General features: G+C 37.0%; 7 protein-coding genes and 1 riboswitch. Of the genes, 2 read left to right on the top strand and 5 right to left on the bottom strand.

Annotation, left to right across the window (positions count from 1 at the left end):
• Window positions 1–503: 503 nt before the first annotated feature.
• Complete coding sequence (locus tag AACV33_RS00690; protein ID WP_012551301.1) at window positions 504–989, top strand: RNA recognition motif domain-containing protein; 486 nt, start codon at window positions 504–506, stop codon at window positions 987–989.
• Here the strand turns inward: AACV33_RS00690 and murI are convergent.
• From murI to AACV33_RS00675, 3 genes are read right to left on the bottom strand one after another with little or no spacing between them, the layout of a single operon-like run.
• Complete coding sequence (murI, locus tag AACV33_RS00685; RefSeq protein ID WP_182699655.1) at window positions 943–1740, bottom strand: glutamate racemase; 798 nt, start codon at window positions 1738–1740, stop codon at window positions 943–945. The two genes, AACV33_RS00690 and murI, sit on opposite strands and share 47 nt — an antisense overlap.
• Window positions 1741–1800: 60 nt before the next feature.
• Window positions 1801–2472 (bottom strand): adenine nucleotide alpha hydrolase, encoded by a 672-nt coding sequence (locus AACV33_RS00680; protein ID WP_182699654.1) that lies wholly within the window; start codon window positions 2470–2472, stop codon window positions 1801–1803.
• A 50-nt stretch (window positions 2473–2522) separates the two neighbouring features.
• Window positions 2523–4370, bottom strand: coding sequence for a TonB-dependent receptor domain-containing protein (locus AACV33_RS00675; protein ID WP_182699653.1), 1848 nt, complete (start codon window positions 4368–4370; stop codon window positions 2523–2525).
• A 46-nt stretch (window positions 4371–4416) separates the two neighbouring features.
• A riboswitch (cobalamin riboswitch) is annotated at window positions 4417–4646 on the bottom strand.
• 148 nt (window positions 4647–4794) lie between these two features.
• Between AACV33_RS00675 and trmA the strand changes: the two genes are divergently transcribed.
• Window positions 4795–5901 (top strand): tRNA (uridine(54)-C5)-methyltransferase TrmA, encoded by a 1107-nt coding sequence (trmA, locus tag AACV33_RS00670; RefSeq protein WP_182699652.1) that lies wholly within the window; start codon window positions 4795–4797, stop codon window positions 5899–5901.
• A 69-nt stretch (window positions 5902–5970) separates the two neighbouring features.
• On the opposite strand, the gene AACV33_RS00665 is transcribed toward trmA, so the two are convergent.
• Together AACV33_RS00665 and fabR are read right to left on the bottom strand one after the other, a co-directional pair.
• Entirely contained in the window at window positions 5971–6345 is a 375-nt protein-coding gene (locus AACV33_RS00665; RefSeq protein ID WP_012551306.1) for a YijD family membrane protein, read from the bottom strand.
• 44 nt (window positions 6346–6389) lie between these two features.
• A complete protein-coding gene (gene fabR / locus AACV33_RS00660; RefSeq protein ID WP_017020968.1) occupies window positions 6390–7067 on the bottom strand; it encodes an HTH-type transcriptional repressor FabR in 678 nt (225 codons plus the stop codon).
• Window positions 7068–7223 lie beyond the last annotated feature (156 nt).

The raw sequence follows: 7223 nt of genomic DNA, 5'->3' as shown, positions 1-7223 counted from the left end.
TTTGTGTAGTCACTCAGTTCATTGATTATTTTTGTTTGCATTCACTTCGAAAAGTAAAAGCAAACTAGTGATTATCAACTCACAAGTGCCCACACAGATTAATAGGTTTCAAATTGTTAAAGAGCGTTTTATTTCAACAACTTAACGTTTCCATTTCGTTGCTTAGGCTGCGTATAATACAGAGCCTTAATTTTAAGTCAAGCCCTAATTAAAAGTAATTTAAAAGGCTTAGAAACTTAACGTTCTCATGAGATTTTGCTCTCGCTTTATCCTTGGGAACGGGGCGCATTATAAGTCCCCCACACTTATTGGCAAGTACTTTTTAACGATTATCTTTTAAGTGATTATTTTCTACACAGATCACTTTTTTTCAAACAAAAGCCCTACAACAAATGATCATTGGCTTAATTAGTTGGCAATTGATAAATAATATAAGTAGTATCAATGTGATTTTATTGTTAATTCATCATTTTTTCACTTATTTTAACTAGACATTACTTATCATGAAATCTACTAACTCAAATATAATTATCATTGCTATTGCTGTACTTGGTGCAGGTGCAATCTCTGTATTTCCATCGGTATCTCCTGCATTTGCTTTTGCTTTCGGCGCAGTAATTACAGGTTTTACTCTTTTATTCATTAATAAAGCACCGTCTAAATCTAAAACAGTAACAGACACTATTTCTAGTGCTGATACTTCAGATCAAGCGAGTACTACCCTTTATGTAGGTAACCTTCCTTATCGAGCGAATGAGTCAGATGTAAAAGATTTATTTTCTGAATTTGGTGATGTGTTTGCTGTTCGTCTGATGAAAGACAAACGTACAGGTAAACGTAGAGGATTTGGTTTTGTTGTTGTGGCAACAAAGGACGCTGATAATGTTATTGAAAACTTAAACAATAACGAATTTGATCAACGTACTTTAAAAGTTCGCATTGCTAACGATCCAAAGACTTCGGGTAGCCTAGAGTCTGAAGAGGATTAAAATCTAATTCTTTGAAAGTCTTATTTAGTGCCTCTTCATTTTTTGTTGAGGCACTACAATAAACCTCCCCAAACAAATGCTCTCCTTCATTAGCGTCAACATTCCCTAATAATTGCTTCACTCTTCTTGCTATTGCTTCTCCTGAATCTATCAGTAATACGTTACGGCCAAGAACTTCTTTGATTTCTTTACGTAGAAAAGGAAAATGCGTACAACCAAGTACAATACAATCAACCTGACCTTTCCAAGACTTTAGAATCTCATCAAGTTCACTTAAATTGACAGGTATGCCTACCATTTTCTCTTCAGCCATTTCAACTAATCGAGTCGACCCTAATAACTTCACATCTGAAATTGATGCAAATGATTTAATTAAGTCAAACGTATAACTTCGTTTAATAGTTGCAGGAGTAGCAAGTAATCCTATTTTTTGAGAAACAAGCGCTGCTGGTTTAATAGCAGGAACAACCCCAACAACTGGAATAGAGAGAAGTGTTCTTAATGTAGGTAACACCACTGTACTTGCTGTATTACAGGCAATAACAACGATATCTATTTTATGTCGATGACAAAGCTTTTGAATAATATAAGACGTTCTTTCTATTAAGATATCTTCTGTTAACTCTCCATAAGGAAAGCCTGCATTATCAAAAGCATAAATATACTTTGCCAAAGGAATTTGATATCTAATATCTTTAAATACGGATAAACCACCGATACCTGAATCAAAAATTAAGATGTTTTTTGGCATATTGGAACCACAAGCTCTTCAAATAACAAAAGGGATAGACATACAATCATACCGATTGGATTACAGTTGTAAAATAGAAGCTTGATAACGTAGATGCGTAAATCGCTCCCCTACCTCTATTCGTTTATCTGTTAGTTGAATAAAACCCACAAAACATGGCGCTTTAATAACTAGGGAATGAAACTCACCATTTTCACCGCACACATCAACACTTCTAGGAAGCTCATTCAATAATTGATGATCATACAATCTCCCACAAAACTCATGACTCAATTGAGAGGAATCAATGGTGACTAGAATCGTCTCAATACCACAATCAATAATTTCTTGCGCTAATTTATAGCTTGATTCACCAACAAGAGGGAAAACACACTCCCATCCCGCCTTCTCTATATAGCTTTTACGGTATTCAACAATACCATTACAAAACATGTCACCAAAAGCGATAGCATCAAATTCAACCCCACTCAGCTTTAATGCACCCACCACTAAACGTTGATATTCGTTATTAGCAGGAAACACCGCAGGTAATTCAATTGAAATTAGCGGTAATCTAACTAAATCAGCCTGCATTTGAACAACCGATAGTGGCGTCACTTGAAATGGAACTTCATTATCTACGTATGTTGTATAAAGTGCGACCACATCGAAGTTAGGATTTTTCAATAATCGAATAAGCGTTAACGTAGAATCTTTTCCTGATGACCAACTAACAATAACTTTCTTCTTCATATAAACCTCAGAAAAGAAAAACCGCCAATAAAGGCGGTTAATAATAATGCTTAAAATTGATAATCTAAGCTGACATAGTAAGAACGCTCTGCAGGTTTGTACCCTCCCGCGGTTTCATATTCTTCATCAAGCAAATTTTCCACTCGACCACGCACTGCTAATTCGGTAGTTACCCAATAAGCGCCCGCCAATGTCCATAAAGAATAAGGATCTAAATAATTCGTTGCTACACCAGGGGCAGAAGGAAGATCAGAACGTTTCCCCGTGTATATATAAGACAAGTTCATATCTAAATCACCGAAACTCACGTTACTAATCCATTTATAGTTTTGCTTCGCTCTTCGTGCTAACTGTTGTCCTTGTGTATCTTCGTGATCTTTATACTCAGCAATCACGGTATGAGAGACAATACCAGTATCAAATAGCAATTCCAGTTCTGCACCTTTAATATCCGCATCTACATTAGCGCTATAACCCATGTAGTTTGGTGCGTCATAGTAAATAATCAAATTATCTACTTTGTTTTTATACAATGACAAATTAACACTTACCAATGCATATTCAGCCGCTAACCCAACATCAATATTATCTGATGTTTCTGGTTCTAAATCAGGTGCAGTTGATAAATCATAGAACGATGGGGCTTTAAATGCCGTATTATACGCACTACTGATACGATAAATTTCGTTGATCTGATAGCTTGCACCAACTCCCCAAGTTACATACTCATCGTATTTATCATGTTTATCAAATCGAGTGTTCGCTTCTAAGGTTAACTTCTCTAGCTGATACTCAGTCCCTAAATACACACCTGTCGACATTCTACTCTCACCTTCATCGATAATGACTTGATGCGAAAAGTTAGTAATATCAGCTTTTACTTGTTCATTTGTCCAATCAATCCCTGCATTCACAAACCATGAATCCATTAATTTATATTGATTTGTCCATTGCGCATTGAGTTGATCTATTTTTTGTTCTGAATCTAAAGACCCATTCTCAAGGTACTCTAACGTTTCATTATCTTGGTAACTGAAACTTAAATCAGATAACAACGCATCTTTTTTATAAGAGACTTTTGCTGAGTACGCCATAGATTCGGATTCAGACTGAGATTTTGTGTTTGTATAATGATTGTATTCAGAAGTACTGTTGAACCAACGAATACCGGTGAATAAACTTAAGTTTGAGCTAAATTGATGTTCATAGTTCAGCATAAACTGGTTATTTTCAAAACCATGTTTGTCACCATCATTCAATCCCGGTTGCGGGTTTACGTTATACCCTTCCGTTTGAGTGAAGCCAGCAGCAATCTTTAAATGCCCTTTATCTCCAACATTAGTGTTAGCCGCAAAGTTTCCTTCTTTATACTTATTACTCCCTGCACCAATCGTTGCTGATTTTGAAAAATCATTCGTAGCGGTGCGAGTAATAATATTAATTACACCACCTACCGCATCAGAACCATACATAACAGCGCCTGAGCCTCGAATAATTTCTATTCGCTCAATTTGATTAACCGGTATTTTATTAATATTCATTCCACTTTTAATGGAACTGTTCATTCTAAAACCGTCGATTAAAACGAGAACATGATCAGAGTTAGTCCCTCTCATGAATATAGATGCATTCTGACCAATGCCACCATTACTCGCGACCTCAATACCTGGTTGAAGTCTGAGAATATCTGTAATTGTTTTAGCTTGAATCTGAACAATATCTTCTTTTGTAACGACACTCATTGGTGCAATCACATCTTTAGCCGACTGCTCAAATCGATTGGCAGTAACAACCATCACTTCGTCTGTTTCAGATACTGAATCTTTTGCAAATGCAGGAGAGGTATAGGCGTGAGAAAGCAGCGACACTATTGCAGTCGCAAGGGCAGTTTTTTTCATTTCCGTGTTTTCCTAAAATCGCGTTAAGTCCATATAGCAATACATCATGTATTGCTTATTGTTGGCAGGTCTTCGGACTTGAGAATGATGAACTTAGGCGGGAGTCACTTCCCATTATTTTTCCTATATCCTTATATACAGAAAAACAACCGTTTGGATGATGCCTATTACCTAGCTCTCTCTTACCGTTGCGCGTCAGCTCTGGATTCACACCAGATTCCCTTTTCAGGCTATTATTAAATTTAAAAATAGCGCACCAACATGGCCGAAATAGTAGTGGCGTACGCTATATTTGTCTAGGGTTATGTGTTCATTGTCACATAGTCGATCGAATTACTTTCGGCCAATCACACACAAATGCTGGACAACAGATCTCTATCGAATAAAATCGGCGCTCTTATTTTGAGCAGCGTGAGGCAAGACAATGACACAACCAGTCATGAACCCAGAAAATTATCAAGTACAGTTAGATGAGAAAGCAGAAGCACTGTCTGCTATGTTTTCTGAATTTAACGTTCCAGAACTGGAAGTCTTTTCTTCTCCTGCTGAAAACTACCGTATGCGTGCAGAGTTTCGAATTTGGCACGAAGGTGACGATATGTATTACGTCATGTTCGATCAAAAAACAAAAGAAAAGTACCGTGTAGATTACTTCTTACCCGCCACTCGTCTTATTAACGACTTGATGCCACTACTTGCAGAAGCAATAAAAGCAAGTAAAACAATGCGTTATAAAATGTTCCAAGTGGATTTTTTATCAACATTAAGCGGTGAAATCTTAGTTTCGATGCTTTATCACCGTCAATTAGACGATGCTTGGAAAGAAGAAGCCGCAGTATTAAAACAACAATTAAACGAGAAAGGTTTTAACCTAAATCTTATCGGCCGTGCTCGTAAAATGAAAATCGTTTTAGACCAAGAATTTGTCATTGAAAAACTAAAAGTAAATGATGACATCCTGACTTATAAACAAGTAGAAAATAGTTTTACCCAACCAAACGGTGTTGTAGCTCAAAAAATGTTGGAATGGGCCGTTGATTGTACGCAAGACAGCCAAGGCGATTTATTGGAACTTTATTGTGGTAATGGTAATTTTTCATTAGCATTAGCAAAAAACTTTGATCGCGTATTAGCAACCGAACTTGCAAAGCCATCCGTAGAATCTGCTCAATATAATATTGCAGCCAATAATATAGACAATGTACAAATTGTTCGTATGTCGGCAGAAGACTTTACAGATGCAATGGAAGGAAAGCGTGAATTCCGACGTTTGAAAGATCAAAATGTAGATTTAAAAAGCTATAACTGCAATACCATCTTTGTCGATCCACCACGTTCTGGCATGGACGAAGGCACTTGTAAGATGGTACAAGGCTATGAGCGTATTATGTACATTTCTTGTAATCCTGACACTCTAAAAGAGAATCTTGCTATTTTAAGTAAAACACACAACATTACTCGTTTTGCTTTATTTGATCAGTTCCCATATACCCACCATATGGAAGCCGGCATATTCTTAGAGCGCAAATAAACACTCGATTTAATCAATAAAAAAGGCTCATAACATTATGAGCCTTTTTTATTTTCGTTAAATTAAGATTTACAAATCTGTTGGTGCCTCTTTTTTCTTTAATACTCCAACTTTAATTCCAATCCAAAGTAATAGAGCCAAAGCAACTAAGATTGAAAAAAAGTTTGAACCCACTTCTGGGTATTGAGCTTTCACTAAAGCTGAATGACCAAACAGACCTACAAAGAAACAAGCCACAGCGATTAACGATGTATCATCGCCTTTAGGCTCACGTAGATATTCTTGATATAAACCTTGAGCCGCTAAAATTAACGCAATAATTGGAAAAATAGAGAACGTAACTTCTGTTACCGTAAATCCAACCCAAACGGCATTCAAACAAAGACCGGTCACCACAGATAGCGCTAATGTTTTACGTTCATTTCTACTATTTTCATGTGTCATGTTGTTTACCTCGTGTAGGCATTGATTCACGGTGAACAATGCATCTAAATCTTATTTTCTTTTCGATACCAATAAGCACCTTTTGATAGCATACGTAATTGGAAAATTAACCGTTTTGACAATTCATCTCTATGAGGCGTATCTAGGTCAAGTGCCTCCGCACCAGAACTGAATACTAAGGTAACTGACGCCTCAGCTTGAACTGACGCTTCTTCTCTAGCAACACCTGTTGTGGCAATCAAATATTCAGTAAGTTCCGCAACAAAATGTTGGATCTCACGAGCCACTGCTGCTCTAAAAGCAGATGACGTTCCTGAACGTTCACGTAATAACAATCGAAATACGTTTGGACTGCCTTCAATAAATTCCATGAAGGTTTCAACCGATGTTCGGATAACACTGCCTTCTACCACAATACGCTGACGAGCTTGACGCATTAACTGACGTAAAATAAGTCCACCTTCATCAACTAAAGTCAGCCCTAACTCATCCATATCTTTAAAATGACGATAAAACGACGTAGGCGCGATACCAGCTTCTCTTGTTACTTCTCGTAAACTCAAGCTCATGAAACCTCGTTCGGCACATAGTAGGCAAAACGCGGCATCTATAATGGTTCTGCGTGTTCTTTCTTTTTGCTGAGCCCTGACACCTTTCGTGCTTACTGGCTGCTTTACTTCTGACACTGCATTAAGATCATCAGCTTCAAATTCAGGATACATATTATTTACCATATATTGCATAAGTTAATTGAGTGGGTATCACAAACTATTCGCTAGTCCACATTATCGATTTTTGGCTACCACTGTAAATACTGAAATCTATTATCACATGATTTTCCGCAAACAACGTGATCGTCTCCACTCTATCTTACTCAC

The organism is Aliivibrio sp. SR45-2 (assembly GCF_963890165.1).
Taxonomy (GTDB): domain Bacteria; phylum Pseudomonadota; class Gammaproteobacteria; order Enterobacterales; family Vibrionaceae; genus Aliivibrio; species Aliivibrio salmonicida.
The sequence above is the reverse complement of the archived record's forward strand: the minus strand, read 5'-3'. Positions and strand labels throughout refer to the sequence as shown.